A 26,334-nucleotide genomic window follows, 5' to 3' on the forward strand; every position below is an offset into this window, starting at 1 on the left:
GCGCCCGGCCCTACACCGCCTCGGTCAAGGCGGGGCTGCCGATGGATGTGACGGCATAACCGTTGCGGCCAGCGCTTTTTGCCTTGTAGAGCGCCGTATCGGCCGCCGTCAATAATGCCCCTGCCGTCGTATCGCCCTGGGCACTGAATGCCAAGCCGACACTGGTGGCGACATGCAGATCGATGCCGCCGCAATCAAAGTGCACGACCATCTCTTGCACGATTTTCTTGCCCAGTATCGCGAGCTCGGACTGATCCGTCAGTTGTTCAAAAATGATGACAAACTCGTCGCCTGCAAGGCGCGCTACCGTATCCGAGGCCCGGATGCAAGCTTTGAGCCGTTTGGCAAATTCAATCAATACCAGGTCGCCGATGCCATGCCCGTATGTATCATTTATTTTTTTAAAATAATCGATATCCAGATAGGCCAGCGCCAGGCCCGTACCAGCGCGCCGGGCGCGCGTCAATGCCGCGGCCAGCGCCTCGTCAAACATGCGCCTGTTGTGCAGGCCGGTCAGCATGTCCGTGCGCGCCAGAGCAGCGAGGTTGCTCTCCGCAGCTTCCCTCTGCAGCGACAGCGCATAAAATGCACGGCTCAGTTTTCCGAACTCGTCTTTGCGGGCGATATCAAAAACCTCAATATTGGCATTGCCGGAGCGTATGCTCGCCACATGCCGGCCCAGATCGCCCAAGGGACGCAAGAGCAGCATCACCGCGAGCCAGCCGGCACCACTGGCCAGGAAGGCGACGCCTGAGGAAGCAATGATGACTTTGGCATAAATATCGGTGATCGGCGTGAATGCCTCGCTTTCAGGGTAGACGGCGCCGATGATCCAATCGGCCGTGCGCAAACGCTTGTACGTGATAATCGCCTGCACGCCTTGCCTGGTTTTATCCTGCGTCCAGCCGTCAAAACCACGCAATGCGGCCAGTGTGGAAGGTATCGCGCCGCCCTTCTCATCAGTCTCGCGCGTCAGGATGCGGGCCGCATCCTGATGGTGGAGTATCGTGCCGTCGTGGGTCAACATGAACAGATAACCGCTCTTGCCCGGTTTGAGCTGCTCCCATTGGCCAAAAAATGTCGGGCTTTGCAAATTGATACCGCCAGCGATCACATACAGCAATTTGCCGGCTTCGTCATAGATCGGTTCGGTTACCAGCACAATGGGCTTGCCCGAGAGCTGGCTCTTGAATGGACGCGATATTACGCCTTCCCTGAACTTGACGGTATCGATAAAATATTCCCGCGTGGCGAAATTGAGCTTGCCGACCACGCGCCGGTCATTCATGCTGGCAATCAATTTTCCAGTGGCATCAAAGGCCACGAGATTGAAAAATTCCTCGCGCAGGGTTGGATGATTTTCAATAAATGCCTGCATCCGCTGCGGATGTTCATATACGTCAGCGGGTAGCCCTTCCGCCAGCACCTTGAGCAGTGCTTTCTTCGCATTCAAGTCTTCGTCGATATAGGCCGCCGCACTGGTCAGCAAGGCATATTGCTGATTGCCGATGACGGATGCCATCTGCCCTTGCGCGACGGACAGTGATGCGAGCGCGACAGAGCCGGTCGCGCACAGCACCAGCACCCCCACGAGCACAGTCATCTTGAATTTGAAGCTCCTGGGATTGAAAAATTTCCAGATCTTATGCATGCGAACTTCCTTCTCAGCGCCCATGCTCTGTAAAGCGCACAGATCCGGCCAGGTGGCGCCATGCATGGCACTCGGTGGAACGGCATATTTTTCAACGGATGACTTGGAGCCTATTACCGCAGATGAATACCCTCCCAGGGTAGGCTCTTGACATGGCGAGAGAGCAAATCTTACGCCTATTCTTGCAAAAAGGGCGCCATGGCGCCGCTGAATACGCACACTCTAGCCATATCATCCCAATATAGTGCGCTCCAGCAACGATTCCACCAATTGCACCGACGGCGGCGAACCGCCGGCGGCCAGGCAGGCGCCCGCGCCGGCAGCGACGGCAAAGCGCAAGTGCTGGCCGCCATCGGCGTCAAGCCGGTACATCAGGCTGTACAACAAGCCGCCGATGCTGGCGTCGCCCGCCCCCACCGAGTCGACCACCTCGATGACGGGCGGCGCCGCCTGCCATGTTTGCTCGCCCTGATACAGGGTCGCGCCCTGCGCACCACGCGTATATAAATAGGTGGCTTGCCGATTCCAGCTGCGCAGTGTGGTCAACGCGCCATCGATGTCGTCATGCCGGAACAGGCCCGCCAGGTCTTCGTCCGACACTTTGACCACGTCGGCCAGTTCCACCATGCGGCGCAAGGTGGCGTCGTAACGTTCATCCATCATGATGCGGAAATTCGGGTCGTAGCTGATGTTGACGCCGGCCGCTTTCAATTCCTGCGCCAGCGCCACCAGCTTGCCCGCCAGCGGTTCGCGCGCCAGGCTGATGCCGCCGAAATGCACCCATTGCGCCCCCTGCATCCAGCCGCCGGGCAGCTGCGCCGCGTCAAAATGCAGGTCGGCGCTGTCGTCGCCGATAAAGTAATAGGTGGGTGGATGCAGTTCATGCACGATGGCCAGCAACGGCGACTTCGCACGGCGCTGCAAGAAACGCATGTCCAGGCCAGCCGCCTCGGTGGCAGCGGCCAGCGCGTCGCCGAAGACGTCGAGGCTGACGCCGCCAGCAAAGGCGCTGGGCACGCCCAGGCGCGCCATTACGCGCGCCACGTTCCAGGTCGAGCCGCCCACCTGGCTGCTCCAGGAGTCAGTGCCCGTGCGCAGCATGTCCGTCAGCGCTTCGCCGGCCGAAACAAAAGTGGGTAAAGTGGCACTCATGCGGCACCGCCAAGCACGTTCAGCACTTCATAGCAGGCGCCCATGGTATGGTAATCGACCTTGCCGGCCGGGCTTTTCTCGTCGCTGATCTTGCCGTTCTCGGGTGTCAAAATACGGTACCAGGCGCCGTGTTCGTGGTCGACAAAGTGCGTCCAGCTGTAGTCCCATATCTTGTCGTAGCTGTGCCAGTAAGCTGCGTCACCCGTGCGCGCGGCCAGCACGGCGGCGGCAGCGAAGCTTTCCGCCTGCACCCAGAAGTATTTGTCGCCATCGCAGATTTCATCTTGCGGGCCGAAACCGTAATGGATGCCGCCATGCGCGCCATCCCACGCCTTGGCCAGGGCCGTGTCGTACAGGGCGCGCGCGCGCGGCAACAGCCAGTCGGACGGACCGGCCATGAACTGAGCGTGGCGTTCCATGATCAAGAGCAGCTTGGCCCACTCCGTGAAGTGGCCCGGCTGGTAGCCCCAGGGGCGGAAGATATTGCTCTTGTCGTGCAGGTTGTAGTCCCAGTCGATCGACCAGTCGGGCCTGTAGTGTTCCCAGATCATGCCGTTCGCCAGGCCCGCCTGGCGAACGGTGATGTTGTGCGCCAAGCTTTCGGCGCGGTGCAGGTAGCGTGCCTCGCCCGTCGCTTCAAAGGCGGCGAGCATGGCTTCGCAGGCATGCATGTTGGCGTTCTGGCCCCGGTAGCCGTCCAGGGTAGCCCAGTCGGCGCTGGCCACGTCCGCATACAAGCCGTGTTCGGGCAGCCAGAAACGCTGCTCCATCAATTCGAAGGTCTCGTCCAGATACGCGCGCGCTTCCGGCATGCCGGCGGTCAGCGCGTGGGCATAGGCCAGCAGCACGAAGGCCAGGCCGTAGCAGTGGTTGGCGCCGTCTTCCACCGTCTTGACGCCGTCCTGCCACTTCAATTGCCAGGCGTAGCCGCCCGTGGCAGGGTCGCGGTGCACGTCGCGCAAGAAGGCCACGCCGTGGCGCAGGGCCGCCTGGTAATCGTCATCGCCGAAATGGCGGTAAGCCATGGCGTAATTAAAGATGAAGCGCGTGCTGCTGACCAGGTGCCGCGTGCTGGCGTCATACACCGTGCCGTCATCGAGGAAGAAGTGATAAAAACCGCCGCTCGCATCGATGGCGCGCGGGTGATAAAAGTGCATCGTGTGCAGGATATGCTTTTCGAGCATTTCCATGGAGCGGAAATCGGGATTCATGGGTCTCTCATGATATTGTTATCGATAACAATGATGATAGCATGCCGTCTCCACTCCGTCATGCCCAGTCAGGGGATCTTGGCCTGCCTGAGCTTTTCACGCCACAGCGCCGCCCGCGCGGGATCGGCCGCCTGTCCTAGTTCGCCGTTTTCGTACACCTTGACCAGCCGTTCCATGGCTTCCGCGTCGCCCTGCTTCGCCGCCAGCAGGTACAGCGCGAAGGGCTTGGGCGCCGGCCCCTGCCGGGTTGGTCCGCCACGGCCCTGCTCCAGCAGCCGCGCAAAGCCCGTCTGTCCCGGTGGACTCTTCGCGATGGCCGCCATTTCGTACCAGCCCAAAGCCGCCTCGTCGCTCTGCGGCACGCCCTGCCCCACCTCGTACGAGTAGGCCACATTGTTCAAACCGGGCGGGTCGAGCGCCTTGGCCGCCTGCATGTACCAGCCAAATGCTTCCTTGCGCTGCGCCTCATCGTGCGCCGTCATCATCAGGCGATAGCCGATTTCATTGTAGGCGTAAATAAAGCCGTTTTCAGCATAGTATTTAAGCCAGTGCAGCGCGTGCGCCTGTTCTTCCGCGCTGCTGTGGATATTCTCAAAATGCATGGCCACCGTGAAGTTGGCCAGTTCCACGCCTTGCGCGGCGCCCTTGCGCGACCAGTATTCGCCCAGCTTGCGGTCGATTGCCATTCCCTGCCCCAGCGTATAGGCCACGCCCAGGAAAGCCTGCGCCGGGCCATAGCCGCGTTCGGCCGATTTCTTCATCCACGCCAGGCCCTGGCCCTCGTCGCGCGGCGTGCCCTCGCCTTCGTGCAGCATCTGCGCCAGGTCCAGCTGGGCGACCGTGTCGCCCCCTTCCGCGGCGCGGCGTGTCTTCTCGAAGGCGGCGACCTTGTCCGGCGACAGGTCGGCCGGGCGGTTGATCACGGCCTGTACGCGCGCGCGCATCTCATCCAGTCCCTTGGTATCGAATTCGACCAGCGCCGGATGCTGACGCGGTTCCTTGGTGGACGCTGGCTGCGCCAAGGCCAGGCTCAAGATGAACAGGAGGGTCTTCATTTGTTTTCCTTTTCAGCCAGTTTGCCGCGCCACTCGGCGGCGTCTTCGGCATTCGCCTGCTGCCCAAGTTCGCCTTTGACATACACATCAAGCATGCGCCGCATGGCGGGCAAGTCGCCGCTCCATGCCGCCCGCTCGTACCAGATCAGGGCCCACTTGTCCGACTGTGCCACGCCCAGGCCCAGTTCGTGTGCGCGGGCCAGGTTGCGCATGCCGGCCGGCTGGCTTTCACGCGCCGCCTTGTAATACCAGGTGTAGGCCTCGCCGCGCTGCTGCTCGTCAGTGGCCGCGCGCATCAGGTGCTCTCCCAGCGCGTTATAGGCAGGAACAAAGTGCTGTTCGAGCGCCGCTGCCTTCAACCATGTCAAGGCCAGCGCCTGTTCTTCGGCACTGTTGTCGCCATCGATGAATTCCAGCGCCAAAATGGTTTGCGCCAGTTCGTCGCCTTGCGCCACGCCCTTGCGCAGCCAGTATTCGCCCTGTACGCGGTCGATGGGCACCTTGCCACCCATCGTGTAGGCCAGGCCCAAGGCCGATTGCGCCGGCGCATAGCCGCCTTCGGCCGACTTGCGTACCCAGACCATCGACTGCGCCGTGTCTTGCGGCGTGCCGACGCCCAGCTGCAGCATGCGCGCCAGCTCCAGCTGCGCCTCCACATCGCCCGTTTCAGCCACACGCCGGGTCTCGGCAAACTCGGCGATACTTTCCGGGCTGCTGGACGATGCATCCGCCCTGGCCTCGATGGCGATCAGCTGCAGATCGAGCAAGGTGGGCGAGGTTTGCGCCAGGATGGGCAGCGGCAGTAGAAAAGGAATCAGCAAAAGTAATTTCTTGGGCATGCGACGGTGTCGGGAAGAAGAAAACACGCATGGTAGCCGATGCCACGCCAGACAGGCACGCACTGCACGGGAAGTTTGACAGGGCACGCCAGCGGGCTTACATTGCATCAACTAAACCAACCTGCCAGGAACACTATGAACCGTCTGTCCAAACTCGCCTTGACCTTGCTCCTCGCCGCCACTTCCATGGGCGCCAACGCCGCAGAGACGCAGCTGGCCGGCTGCGCCGCCAAGCGCGAAAGCATCCGCAGCGAATTGCACCAGGCGCAGGAACAGGGCCTGTCCGACAAGGTCGCGGGCCTCACGCGCGCGCTCGACGAAGTCAACGCCCACTGCCGCGACAACGTGCTGGTCGAGCGTCACAACAAGAAGGTGCTGAAGGCGCAGGCGAAGGTGAACCAGACGGAGCGTTCGCTGCGCCTGGCCCAGGAAGCGAATAAAGAGCCGAAGAAAATCGCCAAGCTGGAAGGCAAGCTGGAAAAGGCCAGGGCGGAACTGGCCGCCCTGCAGGCGCAGCAGCCTTAAGTTTTCTCGCCCAGCAGTTGATAAATGCTGGAAAAATCCAGCGCGCCCGAGCCCGCCTTGCTGTGCAAACCATATAAATTGCGCGACAGGGCGCCCAGCGGCACGCTCGCCCCGCTGGCCAAGGCGCTTTCCACGGCCAGTCCCAGGTCTTTCAGCATCAAATCGACGCCAAAGCCGCCCGTGTAGCCGCGCGACGCGGGCACGTTCTCGGCCACGCCCGGGCACGGGTTGTACACTTCCAGGGTCCAGTTGCGGCCCGAGCTTTTCGCCATCACATCCGACACCACCTTCGGGTCCAGGCCATTCGCCACGCCCAGGCGTATGGCTTCGCTGGTGCCGATCATGAGTATGCCCAGCAGCATGTTGTTACAGATCTTGACCGTCTGGCCGCAACCCGAACCGCCCGCGTGGAAAATCGCCTTGCCCATGATCTCCAGGTAAGGCCGCGCCGCCGCCAGCGCCGCCTCTTCGCCGCCCACCATGAAGGTCAGGGTGCCGTTGGTGGCGCCCGCCGTGCCGCCCGAGACGGGTGCGTCCAGCATGGGCAAGCCCTTTTCCTGCGCGGCGCGGCCCACCTGGCGCGCCGCCTCGGTGGAAATCGTCGAACAGTCGATCAGCAAGGTGCCGGGCCGCGCCTGCGCCAGGATGCCAGCGCCCCCCAAATACGCGCCCAGCACGTGGCGGCTGGCCGGCAGCATGGTGATGACGATGTCGGCCGCCTGGATCGCCGCCGCCTGGTCATCGGATACCAGGCCGCCGCCATCGGCGAACTGTTTCACGCTGGCCGGCAGCAAATCGAAGCCCGTCACCGCATGGCCGGCGCGCACCAGGTTTTGCGCCATGGGCAGCCCCATGTTACCGAGGCCGATGAAAACGATGTTTGTGCTCACGCTCATCCCTGCCCCTTATTTCATCGAAATGGTGGTATTGACGCCGCTGCCGCCATCGTCCGGGGCGAACCAGCGCGCCGTGACGGTCTTGGTCTGCGTCCAGAAGTACAAGGCTTGCTTGCCGTTCGGGCCCAGGTCGCCCAGTTTCGACGCGCGCGACCCCGTGAAGCTGAAATAGGCGACGGGCACGGGAATGGCCACGTTGATGCCCACCTGCCCCACGTCGATCTCGTTCTGGAACTTGCGCCCCGCCCAGCCGGACGAAGTGAAGATCGAGGTGCCGTTGCCGTTCGGGTTGGCGTTGATGAAGGCGATGGCCTGGTCCAGGGTATCCGTCTCGACCACGCACATGGCGGGGCCGAAAATTTCCTGCGTGTAGACGGAGTTCGATGCTGCCACCTTCGAGAAAATCGTCGGCCCCATGAAATTGCCGCCCTCGTAACCGGCCACCTTGTGGCCGCGGCCATCGAGCAGCAGCTGCGCGCCTTCGTCCACGCCCGCCTGTATCAGCTTTTCCGCGCGCTGCATGGCAGCTTTCGAGACCATTGGCCCCAGGTCCGCATCGCGGTCGCTGCCCGGGCCCACTTTCAGCGCTTGCGAGCGGGCGACGATTTCGGGCAGCCAGGAACGGGCCTCGCCCACCAGCACCACGACGGAATTGGCCATGCAGCGCTGGCCGGCCGCGCCGAACGCCGCGCCGATCAGGTTATTGATCGCTTGCTCCTTGTTGGCGTCAGCCAGTACCACGCAATGGTTTTTCGCGCCCATCATCGATTGCGCGCGCTTGCCCGATTCGCTGGCGCGGCGGTACACATGCGTGCCCACGTGGGTGGAACCGATGAAGGAAACGGCCTTGATGTCGGGATGGTCGCACAGCATGTTGACGACATCGGCGCCGCCATGCACGACATTCAAGACGCCGGCCGGCAAGCCCGCCTGGTACATCAGTTCGACCAGGTACATGGTCGACGACGGGTCCTGCTCCGACGGTTTCAGGACAAAAGTATTGCCACAGGCGATAGCGATCGGGAACATGAAGCACGGCAGCATGACGGGAAAGTTGAAGGCCGTGATGCCGGCGCCCACGCCCAGCGGCTGGTAGATATTGTAGACATCGACGCCGGTGGCCGCGTTTTCCGCGATTTCTCCCAACTGCAGGGTGGCGATCGAGCACGCGTGCTCCACCACTTCCAGGCCCCGCATGACTTCCCCTTCCGCGTCCGGCAGGGTCTTGCCGTGTTCGCGCGTGATCAGTTCGGCCAGGGCGCCGATGTTTTCGCGTATCAGGTGCTGGTACTTGAGCATGATGCGCATGCGCGCGGCCAGCGGGGTATTCCTCCAGGTCTTGAATGCGTCCTTGGCCGTGGCGACGGCAAGCTTGACTTCGTCCGGAGTGGAAAACGGCACCTTGGCGACGATTTCCTGCGTGGCCGGGTTGACGACGTCGCGCCACTCGGTGCTGATTGATGCGTGGTGCTTGCCACCGATATGCAGGGGGATGGCAGGGACTTGGGTGAGGGCTTGGTTCATGGTTTGAGACTCCGTGGTTATTTTTTAACGAGGTTGCACGCGGCCGCATCCATCGGCTTGAAGGCCTGCTCGGCGGGGATAGTGGACAGCACTTTCAGGTAATCCCATGCGCCCTTCGATTCGGCCGGGGTCTTCACCTGCACCAGGTACATGTCGTGAATCACGCGACCGTCGGGACGGATCGAGGCGTTGTTCATGACGGCGTCCTTGATGGGCAGCTCGCGCATTTTCTGGGCGACGATTTTCGAGTCGTCGCTCTTCGCCGCCGCCACCGATTTCAGGTAGTGATAGACGCTCGAATACACGCCCGCCTGCACCATGGTTGGCTTGGCGCCCTTGTTGAGCGCTTCGAAGCGTTTCGCGAAGGCGCGGCCGCGGTCATCGTAATCCCAGTAAAAACCATCCGCATAGACCAGGCCCTGCGCCGTTTCCAGTCCCAGCGCGTGCACGTCGGAGAGGAACACCAGCAAGGCCGCCAGTCGCTGGTCCTTGCCGCTGCCGATGCGGAATTCGCGCGCCTGCTTGATGGCGGACACCACGTCTGCGCCGCCGTTGGCCAGGCCGATCACCTGCGCCTTCGAGCCTTGCGCCTGCACCAGGAAGGACGAGAAATCCGAGGCGTTCAGCGGATGGCGCACGGCGCCCAGCACCGTGCCGCCATTGCGCTTGACGACTTCACTGGCATCCTTTTCCAGCGAGTGGCCGAAGGCGTAATCGACGGTGACGAAGTACCACGATTTCTGTCCCAGTTTGGTCAACGCCGCCGCCGTGCCGGCCGCCTGCGAATACGTGTCGAACATCCAGTGGAAGCCGTTCGGCGAGCAATCCTCGTTCGTCAATCGACCCGTGGCAGGACCGCTGAACATGGCGATGCCGCCCTTCTCTTTCATGAGCTTTTGCACGGACAGGGCCACCGAGGAATTGGTCAGGTCGGCGATGGCATCGACCTTGTCGCGGTCTATCCACTCGCGCGCCTTGGAAGCGGCGATATCGGCCTTGTTCAAGTGGTCGGCCGAGAGGATTTCGATCTTCATGCCCTTGCATTCGGCTTTCAGGCAATCCTCGACGGCCATCTGGCTGGCGACGACGGAGCCGCGCCCGCCCATGGCCGAATACGGGCCGGACATGTCAGTCAGGATGCCGACCTTGACGACGCCATCGGAAATCTGCGCCTGCGCGCCGCCAAAGGAAAGGGTGAGCGCCAGCGCGCCCATGGCCAGAACGGTTTTTTTCATGCGTGTCTCCAGGTGAATGGGTTTTCTTATATGTTTAGATGCATTCTGCATGTGTAAAAATATGCACTCAAGTGAAATTAATGCATAATTCATTTGCAAAAATGCACAAGGAGAGTCTGCCATGCTCGATTGGGACAATGTACGGGTATTCCTGGAACTGACGCGCAGCGCCGGCCTCGTCGATGCGGCGAAAAAGCTGGGCATCGACCATTCCACCGTGTCGCGGCGCATGCGCAAGTTCGAGGAGCAGGTGGGCACGCAGCTGTTCGACCGCAATTACGTGGGCTACCAGCTGACGCCAGAGGGCCATCGCCTGATGGAATACGCGGAAAACATGGAAAGCACGGTGTTTGCCGCCACCGAAGAGCTGGGCGAACACAACCGTCTGCTGTCGGGGCAGGTGCGCCTGGGCGCCACGGAAGGCTTCGGCGCCATCGTGCTGGCGCCCCACCTGGCGCAATTTTGCGGGAGATACCCGCACATCAGCGTGGACTTGATCGCCGTGCCCCGTTTCGTCAGCCTGTCCAAGCGCGAGGCGGACGTGGCCATTTCCATCGAGCGCCCCCTGTCCGGCCCGTATGTGGTGACGAAGCTGTCCGACTACCGGCTGAAACTGTACGCCACACCAAGCTACCTGGCGCGCCACGCGCCCATCACCAGCGTGGCGCAACTGGCGCAGCACCCCATCATCGGCTACGTGGACGACCTGGTTTTCAGCGCCGAGTTGCGCTACATGGATAACGTGGCGCCCGATTCGCTGCGCGCGTTTCGCAGCACCAGCGTGATCGCCCAGTACCACGCGGCGCGCGCCGGCCAGGCGCTGGCGATCTTGCCCTGCTTCGTGGCTCAGCAGTCGAACGAACTGGTGCCCGTGCTCGATGGCGAGATCGACCTGCTGCGCGCCTTCTGGATGATTTCACCGAGCGAGCGGCGCAACATCGCCCGGGTCAGCGCCCTGTGGAACTACCTGCGTAGCGCCATCGATTTGAATCACGCTTACCTGATGGGCGAGACGGCCACGCCCAGCTGGCCAACTTAAGCAAACTGCGGCGCGCTACACTGTAGCCATTACTGATTAAAGGAGATGCCATGCTGATGGATGCGAACCAGGCTGTACTGGTCATTGTCGACCTGCAAGGCCGTTTGATGCCGGCCATCCACGATGCCGGCCTGGTGCTGGCACAAAACCTGCGCCTGGCAAAGATCGCCCGCCTGCTTGACGTGCCCGTGCTGGGCACGGAACAGAACCGCCAGGGACTGGGGCCGAACGTGGAAGAGATCGCCGCCCTGTGCGAACGGACCTTGCACAAGACGCATTTCGGCGCCTGCGCCGATGGCTTGCAGGACATCTTGCCGGCCGGACGCAAACAGATCGTCGTCACGGGCTGCGAAGCCCATGTGTGCATGTTGCAGACGGCCATCGGCCTGCTCGAACTCGGTTATGAGGTGATCATCGCCATCGACGCCGTCGGCTCGCGCCAGAGCGCCAGCCGCGACGCCGCGCTGGCCCGCCTGGGCAAGCTGGGCGCCCATCTGGTGACGGTGGAGATGCTGGCCTTCGAGTGGCTGCGCGATTGCAAGCATCCGCGTTTCCGCGACGTACTGGCGCTGATTAAATAGCCACTCCTTTACGCAGGATCAAGCCCCTCGACCACCTATTTGCTAGCTTGGTAACAGCGCCGCCATTGCTAGCGGCCCGCCTTCCAAATCAGCAAGGGAACCATCATGGCCTATATCCTGCGGGGCAAGCTGTGCGGCTTGATCTGTGCCGAATGTCCGGAACCGTTGTCGCACGTCATCGTGCGCCTGTACCGCCCGCGCGAGTCGCAAAACGTCACGGCCCTGGCCGTGGCCAGTGCCAAGGAAACCTTCGCCATCCTCACCGATGAAGAGGTGCAGGCGAAGGCGCCCTTCCTGCTGGCCGAGGCGCGCACGGATGACGATGGCAACTACAGCTTTACCCTGAGCGACAAGGAACAGTACCAGGGCGAGGCCGTCGAAGTCGATATCCTGTGCCCTAGCGTGCCGCACCTGAAGCCGGGGCCGAAAGACCCCGTGCCGCTGCAGTTTTCCATCACCACCCTCCAGCCCCGCTGGCGCCAGGTCGACAATGATTTCCTCGCCGTCTGGGACTATTGCCTGCCGCAGCGCTTCTGGTGCCTGGTGCGCGCCCGCTTCGGGGCCTGGACCATCTGCGGCCGGCTGCGCACCTGCGACGCGCCCCACACGCCGATCGCCGGCGCCACCGTGCGCGCCTTCGACGCGGACTGGCTGCAGGACGATGCGCTGGGCGACGCCGTAACGGATGCCAGCGGGCGCTTCCGCATCGATTACCTGACGTCGGACTTCACGCTGACGCCATTTTCACCGTTCATCAACGTGGAGTTCGCCAGCGGCCCCGACGTGTACTTCACGACGCAGTTGGGCAGCGTGACCATCCTGTCGGAAAGCCAGGCCTACGGGCGCCAGCCAGGGCGCGAAAACGTGGGCCACTGTTTCTGCGTGGAATTGTGCTCGAAGGACGTCTTGCCGCCCGACGTGGAAGGCGTGCCCCACTGGCAGCAAGTGGAAATCTTCGACATCCACCCGTTTCCCTCGCTGGCAGGCTTTTCCCCGCAAGGCTATGCGGGCGGCGCCGGCGCCTCGTATGTGTTCGCCGGCGGTGTCACCTTGAAGGGCAATTGCCCGCTGCGTAACAGCGCCATCCCCGCCAATCCGCTCGAATACCGTTTCCTCATCGGCGAATGGTCCTGGCCGGGCGGCAGCGACGACCCGGCAGCCTTGCCCACGGTGGCGCCGGCCAGCCTGGCACCTTTGAGCCAAGTGCTCGGCACCCTGGTCGGCTATGTGTTTTATACGAATGGACTGGGCTTGAGCGACTCGGCACAAGTGATCGTCGACGCGGGCGATTTGAAACCGGGCGGCTGGATACGGGTGGACGGCAAGCCCGTCACCGTGGACATGCGCGACGGCACGACGGCCATCGTCAACGTGGCGCCCAACATCTTCCTGCGCACCTTCGACTTGCTCACCGTGAATACGCCCGCCATCACCAGCCTGCATCCGGCCAAGCTGCCGGGCGGCTTGCCCATCCTCGATGCGGGCCGCAGCCTGACGGCCGCCGAGAGCGAACCGATACGCCGCTACCGCCTGGGCTTCGAGGTGCGCGATGGCAATACCTTGGCGCTGCTGGCCACGGATGGGCTCGATTCCATCGTCTTCGACAACTCGCCCGTCATCGTGGCGCTGGACCTGGAAGAATTGCGCAGCAATGCCTGCAACCCCATCGCGGGCGGCCTCGTGCATATCCTGTACACGATCGACCATCCGCATTTGCGCTTCTTTAACATTACGATTTCCAACAACAACGGCATCGCGCACCCGCCGCCACCGCTGCCGGCCGCCACATTCACCCCACCGCCACCACCGAGCAATTATCTGTTCCGCGGCGGTGCGGGCGGGCCGCATTTATCGGGCAACAACGGCGGTTTTCCCGTCAACGTGACGCTAGACCCGCCGTGCGCCTACCGCGTGGCCATAGGATGGCAGACGCGGCATTACCTGGCGTCGTCGCACAGTATCGACCGACTGTACTGCAAGTAGGCGTTAGCAAGTAGGCATCATTCAGAAATAGCGTACCCACGCCTGCTGCGACGTGCGCTTGTAATGGGCAAACGCGCGGCAGGGAAAGTACAGCACGGGCATCAGGGCCAGCGCGATCAGCCAGACTTGCCAGATATGTTCGACACCATAGCGGGCACCGTGATTGGCGCCCAGCACGGCCGTCAAGGTGATGCCTATCACCAGCAGCAAGTACAGGTGCAGCAAGTAGTAAAACATGGGCGCGCCGCCAAAGGTGGCGCACGCCCGCGTGAACCCGTTGTCGATGCTTTCCAGCCACGCCAGGCCCAGCAAGCCCAGGCCCAAAGTGAACAGCAAAAAGTCCAGCGATGGCGGATACTTGGTGAAATTCAGCACGCTCATGGCCGTGCGCAGGGCCGTGTCGCCCGCCACCCATGGCAGGGTTTCGCCGTAGATATTGAAACCGCGCAGCACGGCCAGCAGCAGCAAGCTGCCGCCGCCCAGCGCCAGCAGGCAGCGCCGCCTGGCCTCGGCACTGAAGGTGCGCGCATACAGGGGACCTGCCGCATAGCCAAGCACGATCACGCCTATCCACGGCAGCAGCGGATAGCTGACCTTGATTTTCATGGCGCCATCGGCCACCAGATAACCGCGCTGCAGCAGCACCGTCAGCAGATAGTAGCCAAAGCTGCCCTCTTCCGCGCGCAAGCTGGTCAACAGATGCTGTCCCGCGATAATCGCCACGCCCAGGGCCACCAGGAGTGTTAACGGCAACCGGTGCAGCACGGCCAGCGCCATCATGGCCAGGCCGATGACCCAGATCACCTGCAGATACAGCACAGGCGGCGGAAAGGCGCCACTCCACGCAAAGTTGACGAATATGAGTTCCAGCACGACCAGCAGCAAGCCCCGCTTGAACAAAAAACCCGCCGCGCTGCGGGGCCCGGCAGCCGGATGCGCGTACAGCCAGGCCGAGAGCCCCGTCAGGAAAACGAACATGGGTGCGCACACGTGGGCGGCCATGCGCGTGAAGAACAGGGCCGGATCGACGCCGGCGGCATCCATCGGGTCGCCCACCTGATGATGTAAAAACACGGTTTCGCGCACATGGTCGAACAGCATGATCAGCATGACGAGGCCGCGCAGTACGTCGATGACGGCGATGCGGGTGCGCAGGGTGGCGGGAGTGGTCAATGTCATGGTCATCCCTTAAAAACGGTAATGGGCATTCAGGGTCAGCGTGCGCTCGGCCCCCGGCGCCACCCACAACTGGCTATAGGAGCTCGCATAGTAGCTGCGGTTGAACAGGTTTTCCACGTTCAGCGCCAGGCGCAATTTGGCGTTCGGCGAATACGACGCCAGCAATCTGGCCGTCGTATAGGCCGGCAGAGTAAATTTGCTGCTGACGGCCACGTCGCCCAGGCGCTCGCCCACATATTGCACACCGCCGCCCACGCTGGCCGTGCCCGTGCCCAGCGCGAATTGCTGCGTGGCCAATAGGTTGGCGCTGTGGCGCGGCACGTTGGCAAAGCGGCTGCCCGTCCCTATCGTATTGTCGCCGCGCGTGACGGTGGCGTTGGTGTACGCATAGGCGCCCGAGAGGCGCAAGCCGCGCGCCACTTCGCCCGAGACGTCGAGTTCCAGACCGCGGCTGCCCACCTCGCCCGCCGCGATGGCAAAGTCCGTGTTGGCGGGATTGGTCGTCAGCACATTGCTCTTGCGGATGTCATACACGGCCAGAGTGCCCGTCAGCTTGCCCGTTTCCAGCTTCGCGCCCAGCTCATACGAGCGGCTGCGCTCTGCGGGAAACGCCTGGTTATCGATGCTGATGCCGCTGTTGGGGCGGAAGCCCTTGGCCGCGCTCGCATACAGCGACCACATTTTCGACGGCTGGTAGACGAGTCCCGCGCGCGGGCTGGTGGCCGACAGCGACTGGCGGTTGCTCGTGTTCAGGCGATTGTTCGTCACGTCCTGCGTGTACGTATCGTGGCGCACGCCAACCAGCGCCTTCCATTGCGCGCCCAGGTCGACCTGGTCCTGCGCATACAGGCCACGCGCCTGTTGTCCTTCCTGCGTGTCGATGGACAGGGCCAGCGGAGCGGCCTTGCCGCCGTACACGGGCGCAAAAATATCGATGGCATAGGCATTCGCGGCGGTGGGATCGCGCCGTAGCTGCACCCGGTGGTCGTCGAAGTGATAGGCGTCGACACCGGCCAGCACCTCGTGCGCCAGCGCGCCCGTTTTGAACTTGCCCAGCACTTCAATGCGGGCGGACACGTCCGTGGCCGAGAAATCGCGGTAGCGGCGCTGGCGGTTCAGGGTGCGGCCATCGGCCAGCAGCTTGTTCGCCTCGGTCGAATAACCTTTCAATGCGCTGTCGCGGTAAGAAGCGCCCGCCTGCACCGTCCAGTCGTCCGACAGCGCATGATGGATAAATAACTGCTGCCCCAGCGACTTGACTGTCATGCGCCCGTCACCCGGTTCGCCCAGAAAGCGCGCCACAGGCACGGCCCCAAGCTTGCCATTCACGGCCAGCACGCCCCGGTCGAACGGCGCGCGCTGCCGCACCGCTTCGATTTCATACGACACGGTCGTGTGCTCGCCCACCAGCCAGAGGAAGGATGGAGAAAACAGGCTGCGCTCGACCTGCAGCGTATCGCGGAAGCTGTGCCCTTCTTCATGCGCCGCGTTCAGGCGGTAGGCAAAGCTGTCGCTCAAGGGCCCCGTCAAGTCCAGCGCAACGCGGCGCGTCTGGAAACTGCCCAACGAAACATCGGCGCTGTAGTCGGGCGCGAACTTCGGTTTCTTGGTGGTGATGTTCACCGTGCCGCCCGGTTCGCCCCGGCCATACAGGGCCGACGCGGGGCCTTTCAGCACTTCCACATTCTGCGTGTTGCCGGCATCGCGCATGCCGTTGTAGCCGCGGCTGGAACTGAAACCGTTGACCATGTAGTCGGAACCGAAATTCGGGTCGCCCGTAAAGCCGCGCATGGCGTAACTGTCCCACAGGCCGCCCAGCGGGCTTTGCTTCGCGATGCCGCTGGCCAGGTCCAGCGCGCCGGCCAGGGTCGTCACGCCAGCGTCGCGCAGCAGGTCGCCAGTCAGCACGCGCACGCTTTGCGGCAAATCCATCAGCAGGGCATCCGTCTTGGTGGCGCCCGTGGCGGACAGGCTGCGGTAGTGCTGGCGCTCGGCCTTGACGGTGACGACATCGTCGGCCTGCGCTGGCTCAAATGCCGATGACCAGGGGCTGGCAACGGCCAGAAAAAGCGCAACGGGGCGGCGTAAAAACACGGACATGGAATTCCTGACTAGGGCGCAAATTAATGCAATAGGCTTGCATTATAATTGATAATCAATTCTCATTAAAGCCTTGCCCGAAAATCTGCGCCAGAAAATCCACGAACACCTGCACCTTGGCCGCGCGCAAGTGGCGCGGGTGGAACAGCCAGGGCCGCACCTGGCGCGATGTCGGGTACGGAAAATGCAGGCAGGAAAATTGTTCCAGTTCCTGCGGCGACTGCGGCATGCCATGCCCGACCCCGCCATCCTCGGTATCGACCTGGCCGGCACGGTGGCGGCCGTGGGCGAGGGCGTGACGACTTTTCACGTTGGCACAACAGTCTATGGCATGGCGGGCGGTATCGGCGGCATCCAGGGTTCGCTGGCCGAGTACGGCGTCTTCGACGCTGCCCTGCTGGCGCCCATGCCGCCAGGACTGAGCCTGCGCGAGGCGGCCGCCCTGCCTCTCGTCTTCATCACGGCCTGGGAAGGACTGGTCGACCGCGCCCACGTGCAGGCGGGCGACACCATGCTGGTGCATGGCGGCGCGGGTGGCGTGGGGCACATGGCCGTGCAGCTCGCAGTAAGCTTGGGCGTGTTCACCCTGCTGCCCCTGTTGAGCGGCCTGGGCCACGCGCGCCATGGCGCCATCTTGCGCGAAGCCAACAAGCTGATCGAGGCTGGCAAGCTGCACATACGGCTCGATGCGCGCCGCTTAACCCTGCGCACGGCACACGACGCGCATGCGGCGCACATCGATGGCAGCGCGCGCGGCAAGCTGGTGGTGGATGTGGCCGCCTGAACGCCGGCTTGTTACTTGCAGGCGGAAGCGCTAATATGCAAGAATTAACTTGCATATTAATGGAGGCGAGAATGCGTGAAAAGCTGGAAAAACTGCTGGCGCAGGGACGCGACAGCGCCCTGCTGCGCTTCGGCCTGGGAGATGCTTACCTGAAAGACAATGACGCCGAGCAAGCCGCCCTGCACCTGACGCAGGCGACGCAACAGCAAGCGGACTATTCCGCCGCCTGGAAGCTGCTGGGCAAGGCCTTGCACCAGTTGGGCCGGCTGGATGAAGCGCAGGCCGCCTGGACGACGGGCGTGACTGTGGCCCAGCAGCAAGGCGACCTGCAAGCCGTCAAGGAAATGACGGTCTTCCTGAAGCGCCTGCAAAAACAGCAGCAGGCGGCAGAGTAAAACAGTTTAGTGCGCGTGCGCGGCGCCCTTGGCCTCAAGAGGCACCGCCTCGCCCCGTTCTTTTGCCAGGCGCTTGGCCAGCAAGCCACCCGCTTCGGCTGCATAGGCGCGACAGGCGTTGGCGTCGATCAGGGGATTGCTTGTACCGCTGCGCTTGGCGGCCTTGCCCAGCACGTCCGTCGTGCCCGGATGCACGGGGATGATGATGTCGCATGGCAAGGCAGCCACCTTGGCGATGCTCGCTTCGAACGAGGCCGAAATGTCGGGCAAAACATCCTTGCCCTTGCCGGCGCCTTTGCCCGTGTATGTGAAATCGCCGCTGGCATACGGGTTCAGGCTGTCCGCGTACACCACGTTCAGGCAGCGTGCGCCCTCGCACGAGGTCCAGGTCCACGTCGTGCCGCCGGGCGTGTGGCCCGGTGTCATGTGGGCCGTGAGCGTCAAAGGGCCCACCTTGACGGTATCGCCCTCGCCCACCACCTTGACCTTGGCGACTTTGGCGACATGCACGACAGGATCGGCCTGGTACTGCGGATCATCCTTGCCATTCGTGCCGCTTTGCAGCACCGGGGCGCCCGAGGCGCTGGCCACCACCGTGGCGCCGCTGGCCCGTTGCAGCGCGGCAATGCCGCCCGCATGGTCCCAATGCGCATGCGAATTGAGAATATATTTCACATCCTCGATGCGAAAGCCCAGCGCCTTGATGCTGGCGATGATCAGGGGCGCCGATTGCGGCAGCGCGCCGTCGAGCAGGATATGGCCCTGCGGACTCGTCACCAGCACGGCGGACAGGCCGGCCGTGCCCACATACCAGCTATTGCCATGGATATTGAATGGCTTGACGGGCGCATTCCATTCCTTGCAATTGTCGCAATTAACAGGATTATTTTGCATCGGTGCCGGCGTTTTTGCCTGCACCGTGCCTGCCGCCATGGTCGCAACCGTCGCCAGCATCAACTTCGCCAATAGTGTCATCTTCATCTCCAGAGTGTAAAAAGAAGGGCGCCCGCACTGGCGCGCCCGGGGGGGGCATCAATGCATGCGGCCTGGGCTCCCGGCCAGGGTGTCGCGGATGCGGCCGGCGTCGAACGAGCGCCGCTGCGCGCCGTCTGCGTCCAGCAGCACCACGGTGACGTGCTTGCCGCCGCTGCGCATGCGCATGGTCAGGCAGCTGCCCGCCTCGTTGCTGCTGCCCGTCTTGGACAGCAGAATGTCCCAGCCCTTGCCACCCACCAGCGGGTTGGTGTTGTGCAGGGTGCGCGTCTTGCCATTGACGGCCACCCTCGCTTGCGGGTGGCTGGTGATGCGGGCGATGTCCGGATAGCGCGCGGCCGCCGCGACGATCTTCGCCACCTCGTTTGCCGTCGAGGTATTCGCTGGTGAACTGCCGACCGGGTCCGTCAAGGTGGTGCGCGTCAGGCCCAGGCCATGTATCTTCGCCTGCAGCGCTTGCGCAAAGGCCGCGTTGCCACCCGGATAGGTGCGCGCCAGCGCGGCGGCGGCGCGGTTTTCCGATGGCAGCAGCGCCAGTTGCAACAGCGCGCCGCGCGACACGGCCACGCCGTCGGCCAGCACCCCGCGGCGCTGCAGCGATGCATCGCCGTCCGCACGCACGATGCGCAGCTTTTCATCGGGATCGAGCCCCGCGTCCAGCACCACCATGGCCGTCATCAGCTTGGTGATCGAGGCGATCGGCACGACGGCGTCCGCATCCTTCGCCATCAGCACCTGGCCCGTGCTGTCGTCAAATACCAGCATGTGTTTCGCGCTGACGGGCAAGGCCAGCATGCCGGCGGCGGCTTCGGCCAGGGTCGCCCCGTTGACCACAGGCTTGCCCTGCGTCTGCAGCAACAAGGTGGCGCAGGCCAGCAGCATGGCGGGCACGGCCAGTTTCCAGCCGGCCGTGTCGGGGCCGGGTGCCATCAGGCGTTCGATGCGTGTCAGCAACGCCCCGCCCCGTGCCGACATCAGCAGACCGGAATGATGCGGCGCGGCCGTGTGCAGGGATAGCGCATGCAGGGCCGTAGCCAGTTGCTGCGGGTCTTGCAGCGCTTGCGCAGCCAGAGCGTCGGCCACCTGTTCCCGTTCGGCCCGCATGCGCGCCGACAGCCACCAGACGACGGGATGGAAGAACAGCAGCGCCTCGACCACGCTTTGCAAGAGATTGACCAGGTAGTCCCAGCGCCGCACGTGCGCCAGTTCATGCGCCAGTAGCGCTTCCAGCAAGGCGACAGGCATGCCGCTCAGCAAGGCGGCCGGCAGCAGGATGACGGGACGCCAGAAGCCCACGGTGACGGGGCTGGTCAGCCCAGCATGCAGCTTCAGCGGCAGCCGCCGGTGCAAGCCCATGCGCAACGCCAGCGCATCGAGGCGCGCCTGCCAGATGGCCGGCGCGGCCACTGCCTGGCGGCGCAGCTTGCCGACCCAGGCCAGGCCCAGGCACAGGCGCAAGCTCATCAAGCCAACGCCGGCGCTCCAGGCCAGCACCAGGGCCGGCATCCACGCTTGCAGCGCGGCGCGCCAGGCGGGCGGCGCTGCCATAGCCAGCCGGGCCGGCGACGCGCCCGCATCCGACAGGAGCGACAGCAGATGGACGGAGGGAATACACAGGCACAGCAGCAGCGCCAGCGCGCAGACGCCATAGCGCCAGCGCGCGCTGGCGTGGCGCAGCAGCCAGAGCAGGACAGCGGACACGGCGCCGACGATCACGCCTTGCCAGACAAAATACAGCAAGACCCAGCCCAGCGCCGGGACAAGGTTGCCCAACTCTATGCCCAAGCGCATGTCCAGGTTCATGGTGCGTTGCCATCCTTGCTGCGCAGGATCTTTTCAATTTCCAGGCGTTCCGCGTCGCTCACGTGCTCGCGCAGCGCCGTCAGCACCAGCGCCTTGCCGGAACCGGAAAACACCTTGCCGATCAAATCCTTGAGCAGACTCGTTTGCAGCTTTTCCTGCGCGTCGACGGCTGCATACAGCTGCGGCCGCTGGCTTTCATCGCGGCTCAGCAAGCCCTTGCCATGCATCAGCTGCAGCTGGCGCAGCACGGTGGCGTAACTGGCGTCGGCACGCTCTTCGGCCAGGGCGTCATACACGGCGCGGGCGTCGGAGGGACCGCGCCGCCACAGGATGCGCAGAAGGTCCAGTTCGGCGGCCGTGGGATGGGGAGTGGAGGTATTTTTTAACATGACGTTAGAATACCCACTCTAGAACGTCATGTCTAGAACTTTTTTTCTAGATAGCCAGGCGAGACTAAAATTCGCGCAAGCGGTCGAACAGCTCCAGCAAGGCCGCTTCGGCGACCTGCGCCGCACCCTGATCACCCAGATGCTGTACCAGCTGAGCCAGCAACTCCACCAGCACCGTGTATATTTCCTCGCGCTCGACCGTCTCGATGATGCCCGAGCGCCGATTGATCTTGTTGAATGCATCCACATAGGCAGTGACCATCGCCTCCAGCGCGGCGGCCGCCGCCGTCGCCTCCATGGCGGCATCGATGCTGCGCGTCACGGCCAGCATTTTCTTGTAAGCCAGCGCCGCCTTTTTCGCATACGCGGGAGAAATATGCTCGCGGCCATCCCAATCGCGGAACGGTTTGAGCAGGTTTTCAGCCAGCCATTCCGGCTTGCGCGCTTTGGTCACCGATAAGTCCAGTCCCTGCGCCGCCGCTTTCTTGTAGCCAGCCTTGATGGCCTTGGCGGCATCGGCGGGCAAGCTGCTCAGCCACAAGGCAGACAGCTTCGGCAATTGCGTGGCCGATGGAAACTCCTCCGCCGTGAAACCGAACAGATCATAGGCACTGAACTCCGCAGCTGGGTCAGATGCGCAAGGCCGTCAGATGGGGAAAGCGCTGCGCCACTTGCGCCAGATCGACTTCTTTCATGCTCACCAGCGACAGGCCGCCCAGCCGGTCGAGCCCGTGGAACGGCAGCAGCGCCGGCGCGCTTTCCAGTGTGAGATTGCTCAAGCCTTCGTTCAAGACCAGACTGGCGACGCCATCGGGCTGCCGGGTCAGGCGGGGCAGCTGACTGCCGAGGATTGCCAGCGCAGTTTATTGATGAAAGGATGCTGGCGTGCCGTGCCTGGTCTCGATGGACATCAGGCACGGCAGCCGGTTCAGCTCGGACAGGTCGCCCAAGGCCTGCAGCAAGCTGTCATTGATTTTCGTTGCGTTGTGCCGGAAGGTATGACCGCCCACCGTCACTTCGCGCTCACGCGACGCGGCCTTGAACTGCTTGCGCCTGGCCGGACCGATGCGCTCCCAGCGGCGCTGCCGTACAGCTCAGTCCGCGTGCAACTTGTGATGCATGCGGCGCAGCCCCAGCCACACACCGGCCGCCACGAAGGGCACCAGGGCGCCGACGAGGATTTCCGGATTCACGGGCAAACCCAGCACCTTGGCCGCCTTGCCCGTGTAGCTGAACAGGCCGATCACGTAATACGAAATGGCGGCCACGGACAAGCCTTCCACCGCTTGCTGCAAGCGCAGCTGCTGCGCCGCGCGGGCGTTCATCGATTGCAGGATTTGCCGGTTTTGCAATTCCTGCACGATGCCCACGCGCGTGCGCAGCAAGTCATTCGTGTTGGCAATGCGCTGCGCCATCGCTTCCTGGCGGCTGGCCATCGCTTCGCAGGTATTCATGGCGGGCGTCAAACGGCGATCCATGAATTCCTCGACCGTGGGAATACCCTCGATGCGCACTTCGCGCAACTCGTCGATGCGCGCCTTGACCAGGCCCATGTAGGCTTTCGAGGCGGAAAAACGGTAGCTATTGTCAAGTGACAGCTTTTCAATGCGGGCCGCCAGGCGCGTGATGCGGTCGAGCAAGGCTTGCTCGGCAACGCCCTCGTCGGCCTTGGCCATGCCCGGCGCGTCATCCGTATCGACCATGGCGGCGGCCAGGGTCGCCAGTTCGTTTTCGATGGCGTTCAAGGATGGCGCCGCCTGCATGGCGTAGGGCAAGCCCAGCAAGGCCATCATGCGATAGGTTTCGATTTCCAGCACGCGCTGCACCAGGCGGCCCGACTGCTGCGAGTGCATGCCCGCATCGCGGATGACGAAACGGCTGAAGCCGTCGGACTGGATCGTAAAATCCGTCCACAATTCGCCGCCCTGCAACACTTTGCTGCCGGCCAGGGTATTGCCCTCGAACACGCGAGACAAGCCCTGCATGAAGATCTCGGCCGGGGCTAATGCTTGCTCGAGCACCACGTGCGCAGCCACCATCAGCTTGCCCTTCAAGCCCACCAGCCATTGCTGTGGCAATTGCTCCAGGGGCATGCGCTCGAACGCCTGTTCCAGGGGCAAGACTTGCCCCGGATGCTCGGCGAAGGTAAACGTGGCAAATTCCGTATGGCATTCCCATTTCAGGCGGAAGCGGCCAAAGTCGTAATAAAAATACTTGGCTTCGGCGGCGGGCGGCGTGACCCCGAAATGCGTGCACAGGGCCGCCAGGGTGGCGTGCTGGGCCGCCATATTCGACGCACCCGGCGCCGCGCTGTCATCTTTATACACAGCCAGATGGGTGATCAGCTCGGGGGCATCGAGCTGCAAAAACGGCCGCGAGTGGATTTCCGCAGCCAGCGGCACGCGCAAGGCGTGGTTCAAACTGGAGTTAATCAAGTGCATGATAGCCAAAGGTAAAGTTGCAAAACTGCTTAGACCCGCGCGCGTGCTATGGCGCCCGCGGCACGGGTCCGATTGTCACAGTGTAACAAAGCAGGAAGCATGCCACTCTTTTCCAAGACCTATCATGCTGTTTTGATAATTCCGGTCGCGCCCTGCCCCGCCACCTGGCGGCTGCCCAGCCACCAGAACACGGCGGCCAGCGCCACGGCCGAAGCCTGTCCCAGCGCCAATTTGAAAGCGCTGTCGAACAGCAAGGGTGCGACAAATCCGGACACCAGCGCAAACACCAGCATTTGCACGAAGTTTTGCAAGGACGCCGCCAGGCCCCGCATCTGCGGGAAAATATCGAGCGTGGACATGGTCATGCCCGGCAAGGCCAGCGACATACCAAAGGCGTACAGCATCACGGGCACGACGGCAAACGGGATGCTGGCCGCGAACCAGTGGTTGTAAACGATGTTGAGCGCGCCCGTGGCCGCCATGGCCAGCAAGCCCCAGCGCACCAGCACGGTGCTTTTCACGGCATGCGCCAGCTTGCCCGACAGCGCCGAGCCCAGCACCAGGCCGGCCACCATGGGGATGAACATCCAGCCGAAGGCCGTTACCGGCAAGTGCAGTAATTCCAAAATGAAATGCGGGGCCGAGGCGATGTACAGGGCAAAGCCGCCAAAGGCAAAGGCCACGGCCAGCGAACGCCGCAGGAAAGCCCGGTGGCGCAGCGCCAGCCAGTAATTGCGCGCGATGCTGGCAGGGTGGAAAGGCTGGCGTTGCTCGACAGATAAACTTTCCGGCAAGCCTTTCAGGCAGGCAAGCAATAGCAGCACAGTGACGGAAAAGGTGAAGACGAACGTCGATTGCCAGCCATACGCCACGTGCAGCCAGCCGCCGATGATGGGAGCGATGGCGGGCGCAATGCCAAATACCATCATGATATTGGCCAGCATCTTTTGCGCGGCCGCGCCCGACAGACTGTCGCGCACGATGGCTTGGCCGATGACCCTGCCCGCCCCCGCCGAGGCGCCCTGCATGCCGCGGAAGAACAGCAGCCAGCCAAAAGCTGGGCGCGAAGGCGGCGCCGATGGAGCCAGCGGCGAAAATCAGGAGCGAGGCGAGAATCACGGGACGGCGGCCAAACGAGTCGGACAAGGTGCCGTAGAACAAGGTCATGAAGGCGTAGGCGGCCAGGTAAACGCTCAGGGTCTGCTGCACCAGCACGCTGCTGACGTCGAAATGCGTAGCGATCGCGGGAAATGATGGCAAAAAGGTATCGGTGGCGAACGGGGCCAGCATGGCCAGGCCGGCCAGCACCAGAGTCAGGTTGCGCGCTTTCATGCAAGCATCTGCGCATCGTCATATTGGCGGCGCAAGCCAGCTAGGGCCGCCAGCGAGAACGCCGCGACATGTTGCGCAATGCTGGCAGTGCCCGCCTCGTCATAGGTAATTTCCGGCGCCACCAGTTCATGCACGATGCGCGAACGGGCATAGAACACGGCCTGGCCAAACACGCTGAACACGCATTTCTGCACCACCTCGTCCGGCATGGCCGCTCCCACCACGCCACGGATCAAGCCCGTAAACAGGGCATGGTGCGCGCGCACATCGCGTTCGGCCAGCATGTGGATGGCGGCCGTGGGCTCGATCAGTTCGCGCGCCACCAGGCGGCTGAACAGAGAAGCCGGCCCCGGGCGCAACATGTCGAATACCATCGCTTCTATCGCCAGGCGCAACTGCTCGACGGGCGCCACGGGCGCCGCAGGGCCGGCATCCGGCGCGGCAGCGGCCGACGCACGCGCCAGCGCGCGCGCATGGTCGAAGGCGGCCAGGTACAGTTCCTCCTTGCCATGAAAATAATAATTGACCATCGCCACGTTGACGTGGGCCGCTACACATATCCTGCGCACGGACGCGAGCTTGTAGCCTTCGTCGGCAAACAGCTGGACCGCCGCCTGCAGGATGCGCGCGCGCCGGTTCGTTTTCTTTCTCTTCGGTCATGCCCTTCCCATCACTTAAACAGCTGTTTAACTTTCAAACGGGCGCAAAAAAACCCGGCGAACCGGGCTTTGCAAAGGCATTGTTGCAGCTTAGTGCTTCATGGCTGGCATGGTCGTCGCGCCCAGCGGACGGGCCACGGCATTGACTTCGATGGTTTCGCGGCGCTTGTCCTCGCCTTCGACGACGAGGGTCAGCGCAATCTTGTCGCCCGCCTTGACCTGGCCCTTGAGTTCCAGCAGCATCACGTGGTAACCGCCCGGCTTCAGCTCGACGGCTTTGCCGGCCGGCAAGGCGATTTCCTTGACCTGGCGCATGCGCATCATATTGTCCGTCATGCTCATTTCATGGATTTCCGCCACGCCCGCCACGGGCGAGCGCACTTCCAGCAGGCGCATGGCTTTCGGCGCCGTGATCTGCATGAAGGCGCCCGTGGCTTTTTGCTGCGGCACGGTGGCGCGCACCCACGGGTCGGAAATTTGCACGCCGCTTTGTGCGATGGCGGAGAAGGACAGCATGGTCAGGGCCGTGGCCAGCAGGGTTTTCAAATGGGTCATGATTATTTCCTCG

General features: G+C 63.1%; 25 protein-coding genes and 1 pseudogene. 6 read left to right on the top strand and 20 right to left on the bottom strand.

Features of this window, described 5'->3' with window-relative positions:
• Positions 1-10: 10 nt before the first annotated feature.
• The 5 genes from ACQ4WP_RS20595 to ACQ4WP_RS20615 all read right to left on the bottom strand — a co-directional run bounded on the left by ACQ4WP_RS20595 (position 11) and on the right by ACQ4WP_RS20615 (position 5,890).
• Positions 11-1,651, bottom strand: coding sequence for a diguanylate cyclase domain-containing protein (locus tag ACQ4WP_RS20595; protein WP_436523873.1), 1,641 nt, complete (start codon positions 1,649-1,651; stop codon positions 11-13).
• A 231-nt stretch (positions 1,652-1,882) separates the two neighbouring features.
• Entirely contained in the window at positions 1,883-2,803 is a 921-nt protein-coding gene (locus ACQ4WP_RS20600; protein WP_436523875.1) for a carbohydrate kinase family protein, read from the bottom strand.
• A complete protein-coding gene (locus tag ACQ4WP_RS20605; RefSeq protein ID WP_436523877.1) occupies positions 2,800-4,014 on the bottom strand; it encodes an AGE family epimerase/isomerase in 1,215 nt (404 codons plus the stop codon). The genes ACQ4WP_RS20600 and ACQ4WP_RS20605 overlap by 4 nt, the downstream gene beginning before the upstream one ends.
• 68 nt (positions 4,015-4,082) lie before the next feature.
• The gene (locus ACQ4WP_RS20610) at positions 4,083-5,069 is read right to left on the bottom strand and encodes a tetratricopeptide repeat protein (RefSeq protein ID WP_436523879.1); all 987 of its coding nucleotides are present in this window, start codon (positions 5,067-5,069) and stop codon (positions 4,083-4,085) included.
• Complete coding sequence (locus tag ACQ4WP_RS20615; protein WP_436523881.1) at positions 5,066-5,890, bottom strand: tetratricopeptide repeat protein; 825 nt, start codon at positions 5,888-5,890, stop codon at positions 5,066-5,068. Before ACQ4WP_RS20615 ends, ACQ4WP_RS20610 begins: the two co-directional genes overlap by 4 nt.
• A gap of 153 nt (positions 5,891-6,043) precedes the next feature.
• Here ACQ4WP_RS20615 and ACQ4WP_RS20620 point away from each other — a divergent pair, with 153 nt between their 5' ends.
• Positions 6,044-6,433 carry a DUF1090 family protein gene (locus ACQ4WP_RS20620; protein WP_436523883.1) on the top strand — a complete coding sequence of 130 codons (390 nt, stop codon included), beginning with the start codon at positions 6,044-6,046 and terminating at the stop codon, positions 6,431-6,433.
• On the opposite strand, the gene mmsB is transcribed toward ACQ4WP_RS20620, so the two are convergent.
• From mmsB to ACQ4WP_RS20635, 3 genes are read right to left on the bottom strand one after another with little or no spacing between them, the layout of a single operon-like run.
• On the bottom strand, positions 6,430-7,329 hold the full coding sequence (gene mmsB / locus ACQ4WP_RS20625; protein ID WP_436523885.1) for a 3-hydroxyisobutyrate dehydrogenase: 900 nt from the start codon (positions 7,327-7,329) through the stop codon (positions 6,430-6,432). The genes ACQ4WP_RS20620 and mmsB overlap by 4 nt on opposite strands.
• Before the next feature lie 9 nt (positions 7,330-7,338).
• A complete protein-coding gene (locus tag ACQ4WP_RS20630) occupies positions 7,339-8,853 on the bottom strand; it encodes a CoA-acylating methylmalonate-semialdehyde dehydrogenase (protein WP_436523887.1) in 1,515 nt (504 codons plus the stop codon).
• A 17-nt stretch (positions 8,854-8,870) separates the two neighbouring features.
• Positions 8,871-10,088 carry an ABC transporter substrate-binding protein gene (locus ACQ4WP_RS20635; RefSeq protein ID WP_436523889.1) on the bottom strand — a complete coding sequence of 406 codons (1,218 nt, stop codon included), beginning with the start codon at positions 10,086-10,088 and terminating at the stop codon, positions 8,871-8,873.
• Positions 10,089-10,209: 121 nt separating this feature from the next.
• On the opposite strand from ACQ4WP_RS20635, the gene ACQ4WP_RS20640 reads away from it, so the two are divergent.
• The 3 genes from ACQ4WP_RS20640 (at position 10,210) to ACQ4WP_RS20650 (ending at position 13,691) form a co-directional block, all read left to right on the top strand.
• Positions 10,210-11,127: a LysR family transcriptional regulator gene (locus tag ACQ4WP_RS20640; protein WP_436523891.1), complete on the top strand. Its 918-nt coding sequence runs from the start codon at positions 10,210-10,212 to the stop codon at positions 11,125-11,127.
• A 50-nt stretch (positions 11,128-11,177) separates the two neighbouring features.
• Entirely contained in the window at positions 11,178-11,708 is a 531-nt protein-coding gene (locus ACQ4WP_RS20645; RefSeq protein WP_436523893.1) for an isochorismatase family protein, read from the top strand.
• Positions 11,709-11,813: 105 nt separating this feature from the next.
• Positions 11,814-13,691, top strand: a complete 1,878-nt coding sequence (locus tag ACQ4WP_RS20650) for a transthyretin-like family protein (RefSeq protein ID WP_436523895.1) — start codon at positions 11,814-11,816, stop codon at positions 13,689-13,691.
• 21 nt (positions 13,692-13,712) lie between these two features.
• On the opposite strand, the gene ACQ4WP_RS20655 is transcribed toward ACQ4WP_RS20650, so the two are convergent.
• The 3 genes from ACQ4WP_RS20655 to ACQ4WP_RS20665 are packed head-to-tail and all read right to left on the bottom strand — an operon-like array spanning position 13,713 to position 17,199.
• On the bottom strand, positions 13,713-14,876 hold the full coding sequence (locus tag ACQ4WP_RS20655; RefSeq protein ID WP_436523896.1) for an acetyltransferase domain-containing protein: 1,164 nt from the start codon (positions 14,874-14,876) through the stop codon (positions 13,713-13,715).
• A gap of 3 nt (positions 14,877-14,879) precedes the next feature.
• Positions 14,880-16,970, bottom strand: coding sequence for a TonB-dependent siderophore receptor (locus tag ACQ4WP_RS20660; RefSeq protein ID WP_436523898.1), 2,091 nt, complete (start codon positions 16,968-16,970; stop codon positions 14,880-14,882).
• A 55-nt stretch (positions 16,971-17,025) separates the two neighbouring features.
• Positions 17,026-17,199 (bottom strand): hypothetical protein, encoded by a 174-nt coding sequence (locus ACQ4WP_RS20665; protein WP_436523900.1) that lies wholly within the window; start codon positions 17,197-17,199, stop codon positions 17,026-17,028.
• 3 nt (positions 17,200-17,202) lie between these two features.
• Between ACQ4WP_RS20665 and ACQ4WP_RS20670 the strand changes: the two genes are divergently transcribed.
• Both ACQ4WP_RS20670 and ACQ4WP_RS20675 read left to right on the top strand, forming a co-directional pair.
• Complete coding sequence (locus tag ACQ4WP_RS20670; RefSeq protein WP_436523902.1) at positions 17,203-17,754, top strand: alcohol dehydrogenase catalytic domain-containing protein; 552 nt, start codon at positions 17,203-17,205, stop codon at positions 17,752-17,754.
• Positions 17,755-17,825: 71 nt separating this feature from the next.
• Positions 17,826-18,149: a tetratricopeptide repeat protein gene (locus tag ACQ4WP_RS20675; RefSeq protein WP_436523904.1), complete on the top strand. Its 324-nt coding sequence runs from the start codon at positions 17,826-17,828 to the stop codon at positions 18,147-18,149.
• Positions 18,150-18,155: 6 nt separating this feature from the next.
• Here ACQ4WP_RS20675 and bla read toward each other — a convergent pair whose 3' ends face one another.
• The 9 genes and pseudogenes from bla to ACQ4WP_RS20720 all read right to left on the bottom strand — a co-directional run bounded on the left by bla (position 18,156) and on the right by ACQ4WP_RS20720 (position 26,321).
• Positions 18,156-19,124, bottom strand: coding sequence for a subclass B3 metallo-beta-lactamase (bla, locus tag ACQ4WP_RS20680; protein WP_436523906.1), 969 nt, complete (start codon positions 19,122-19,124; stop codon positions 18,156-18,158).
• 57 nt (positions 19,125-19,181) lie between these two features.
• A complete protein-coding gene (locus ACQ4WP_RS20685; RefSeq protein ID WP_436523908.1) occupies positions 19,182-20,945 on the bottom strand; it encodes a M56 family metallopeptidase in 1,764 nt (587 codons plus the stop codon).
• Positions 20,942-21,334 carry a BlaI/MecI/CopY family transcriptional regulator gene (locus ACQ4WP_RS20690; RefSeq protein ID WP_426089748.1) on the bottom strand — a complete coding sequence of 131 codons (393 nt, stop codon included), beginning with the start codon at positions 21,332-21,334 and terminating at the stop codon, positions 20,942-20,944. Before ACQ4WP_RS20690 ends, ACQ4WP_RS20685 begins: the two co-directional genes overlap by 4 nt.
• A 64-nt stretch (positions 21,335-21,398) precedes the next feature.
• The gene (locus ACQ4WP_RS20695; RefSeq protein WP_436523910.1) at positions 21,399-21,893 is read right to left on the bottom strand and encodes a hypothetical protein; all 495 of its coding nucleotides are present in this window, start codon (positions 21,891-21,893) and stop codon (positions 21,399-21,401) included.
• Between the two features lie 70 nt (positions 21,894-21,963).
• On the bottom strand, positions 21,964-22,113 hold the full coding sequence (locus ACQ4WP_RS20700) for a hypothetical protein (protein WP_436523912.1): 150 nt from the start codon (positions 22,111-22,113) through the stop codon (positions 21,964-21,966).
• A gap of 315 nt (positions 22,114-22,428) precedes the next feature.
• Positions 22,429-23,775 carry a DUF3422 family protein gene (locus ACQ4WP_RS20705; RefSeq protein WP_436523914.1) on the bottom strand — a complete coding sequence of 449 codons (1,347 nt, stop codon included), beginning with the start codon at positions 23,773-23,775 and terminating at the stop codon, positions 22,429-22,431.
• 122 nt (positions 23,776-23,897) lie between these two features.
• A pseudogene (locus ACQ4WP_RS20710) lies at positions 23,898-25,107 on the bottom strand (multidrug effflux MFS transporter).
• Positions 25,104-25,730, bottom strand: a complete 627-nt coding sequence (locus ACQ4WP_RS20715) for a CerR family C-terminal domain-containing protein (RefSeq protein ID WP_436523937.1) — start codon at positions 25,728-25,730, stop codon at positions 25,104-25,106. Before ACQ4WP_RS20715 ends, ACQ4WP_RS20710 begins: the two are co-directional and overlap by 4 nt.
• 126 nt (positions 25,731-25,856) lie before the next feature.
• On the bottom strand, positions 25,857-26,321 hold the full coding sequence (locus ACQ4WP_RS20720; RefSeq protein ID WP_436523916.1) for a copper chaperone PCu(A)C: 465 nt from the start codon (positions 26,319-26,321) through the stop codon (positions 25,857-25,859).
• Between the last annotated feature and the right edge of the window lie 13 nt (positions 26,322-26,334).

Origin of the sequence: Janthinobacterium lyxosi, assembly GCF_051380665.1 — a bacterium.
GTDB lineage: Bacteria > Pseudomonadota > Gammaproteobacteria > Burkholderiales > Burkholderiaceae_D > Janthinobacterium.